Origin of the sequence: Shewanella sp. SR44-4, assembly GCF_014163715.1 — a bacterium.
GTDB lineage: Bacteria > Pseudomonadota > Gammaproteobacteria > Enterobacterales > Shewanellaceae > Shewanella.
Genome location: NZ_JACJDU010000097.1, coordinates 1 through 2,905, shown reverse-complemented (window position 1 = coordinate 2,905; position 2,905 = coordinate 1). Strand labels below are relative to the sequence as shown.

General features: G+C 43.8%; 1 protein-coding gene. It reads right to left on the bottom strand.

Features of this window, described 5'->3' with window-relative positions:
* Window positions 1–324 precede the first annotated feature (324 nt).
* A complete protein-coding gene (locus H5125_RS21485) occupies window positions 325–1,953 on the bottom strand; it encodes a hypothetical protein (RefSeq protein ID WP_182745455.1) in 1,629 nt (542 codons plus the stop codon).
* Between the last annotated feature and the right edge of the window lie 952 nt (window positions 1,954–2,905).

Here is a 2,905-nt window from a genome sequence, read left to right as displayed (position 1 = left end):
TGCTTTATAAGTTGCTGGGTATCAAACGATACCTTTGTGGAGGCTTGAGCCTAGTGCAGTGAAAGTTGCACGCTGGGTTCTTAGGAGGGCGGCACTTGGTAACAAGTGTCGTCTATCCGACATAAGTTAGTCAGCGAAGATGTAGCTGACTCAAAAATGGACATTTCCGAGTTAGACCATTAATTCTAATTCATGAGTTTCAGGTTAAATTTTCTATGGGTAACGTTGCAAATCACCGGCAGCCTAAAACTGCATAGCGAGGCACGAGCGGCGCAGCTTTTGGCTGTCCGAGTGCATTTGCGTTGTTAGCCGAAGTCGCAAACATTACTGTTCCCAGCGTCTTCGCAAAGTTGATATTTTTGCGTCACTACGTAAAGGTTTTCCGTTAGGAGCACATAGTTTGACAGCTCCCTCTGGAACCCCGAATACTTCTTCTATTTTCTTACAAATAGATCCAATGCTTGCATCGGCTCGCGCAACCCTAAAACGGGTTGGATTAGATATTCGACTACCTTCTCCATTAGTAATCTCACCATCAAGCTCTAAATCTTCAGTTTCCGAAACAATATTTTCCTCTAAATTCTTCTCAGCATGTGATTCGGTGTACCAAGTGCCCGCTTCTAACGGACGCCAAACATGGCCATCATGAACATGAAAATCTCTGGTTGCCGTTGATGGATCGATGTAGTCGCTGAGTCTGACATTACCCACTTTCGCTGATTGAAATGCTTTTAGCAGCACATTCAATAATTCCTTGTCACCAGCAACACCGAAAAAAGCGGACCACGTTTGCTGATGAAAATTGACACTCATGCCTTGGTAGACATAAATCGTAGCCCTTAAATTTATAGACTCTTCAGCAACAGCAGACAATGCCCTCGTTACCAGATCGCTATAACCATGCAAGCCTTCAGGGATTGAATCAATATCAATCTCAACCGTAGGTAAAGGATCACGGGGTGTTACAATTTTTAATTCATTTTCTGGTCGTTCTATCATGCTAGCCTCGTAATATTGGTTTTGTTCAAATATCAAATCGTCACAAATATCAAAGGCTTCCTCTGGATCGTCAACATAGCTGATTTCACAGGAAATTAGATCAGCATCGGCTGGCAAATTTTCATTGAGAGTTGAATTCAGCAATGCATTAGCCTCATCCACCAAAGAGTCCTGAAAATCAATACCATGCTCATTGACCTCATCAGTGGAGGCATCGCCTCTTATCGCATAGCATCCTTCTCCCTGAACGTCACTCTCCCTGAAACCGATTGTTGGCGCATAGTAAACACTAAAGAGATATTCATTGTTGCGGCTTCTTTGACGACTTGACGGCGTACTCGTTATCTCGAATCCAAACGGCTCAATAGCCGACACTATTTCATCAAAAAATGATTCCAATGCATCTCTAACACCACCCTCAGATTCAACATCTTCATCAGACAACTCACGCTTAACTCTGAAACTACCCTCATAAAAGATTTCAAAAACAAAACTTCTTGACGTGACCATGCTGAATACGAGTTCATGGATAGTCACATTTGTACCTATCGTGTCACGAATATCTTGGGCCAACGCTTCCTGAACCGAAGACAAGGCTCTATCTTCGACTTTGAAACCTGAGTAACCGGGTTTTGGGATAATAATATTTTCAGCCTTGAATTCATGTACTTTGGAAACCAGAAAAGGGATGAGATAGGTTAATTGCTGTTTTTCAAATGGACGAACTCCAGTTTGCGTGTCAAAGGCAATTTGGTAACCCAGAGGTTGCAATAGTTCCTCTAATTGAAGATTCATAGAATCGCAAAACTCAGCCTCCCATTCTTTATCTGTCAGAGTCCCACCCTTTTCTTCTGTGCGACCCACTGTCGGATTGTGCGGAATAACATCTCTTAAAACTAAACAATAAAACATCCGGACAGTCTTGGGGTCTAAGTATGAATCATTATTATCCATTGTTAATATCTCATATTTCGCGGTCAATTCCGTTTCGATTTATGCGGCTAACGCCGCAATAAAAGGCGAGCGTTAGCGAGTCCAGCCCACGTTTTTTGTGGGCGATTTTTCATTGCCTTGTGTACGCCCAGCATGGGCATGAACTAATGAGGTGAAAGTCCTCTGTAGGAAGATCACCGTTTAAATAACATGCTGTTATTAAACGTTAACTACTAGCGAATGGCAAGGGCTTAATCGCAAGGTTTGGTCTGGAGGAAGCCGCTAGCCTTATATTGTAAAGAGTACGAGCTGATGAACAAGAACATAATATGAGGCGTAGGTTAGAGGCGAGTTGGCAGGAGCTGCCCCGCAAAGCAAGGGTACAAGACGACGAAACCACGTGATCTAATGGCCACCGTAAATGATGCAGCAGTGCAAAGAAAGTTCATGTCCTTATCTGGTGAGATCTGTTTAAAACGTGATCGGTCATTAACCAGTAAGACTCTGGTTTATAAGTGCCTTGGCTTTTCAATTTCATCGACTGAAAAGAGCGAACCAGATGGAAACCGATAGCGCATGACGGGTTAACTCGGCATGCTATTAAGCAGAAGTCAGCAGACGGCATAGTAGCCCAACGCCCATTGTAATGGATTGGACATGGTGAAGGCTTGAACCTGAAGATCAGTGAGGAGTCTGTGCAACTCAATATTTCATACCCGACCGGGTTTGAGGAGTGTTGGCGTTGATAATACAGCAGCCAGCATTGGGATATGTCGGAGCTAATCGGCCAACATGTTCTGAAAGTCTTTGGGAACCGCCCTGTGCGGAGCCGCATGCAGGGTGAAAGGAGTGCTCGAGAACGATATCAAACCGTTGATCGCTGATTTCTTAGCGGAAAGAGGCTTAACACTCTCCGAAGAGAAAACGCATATTACCCACATCAGCAATGGTTTTGACTTCTTAGGGTTCAATC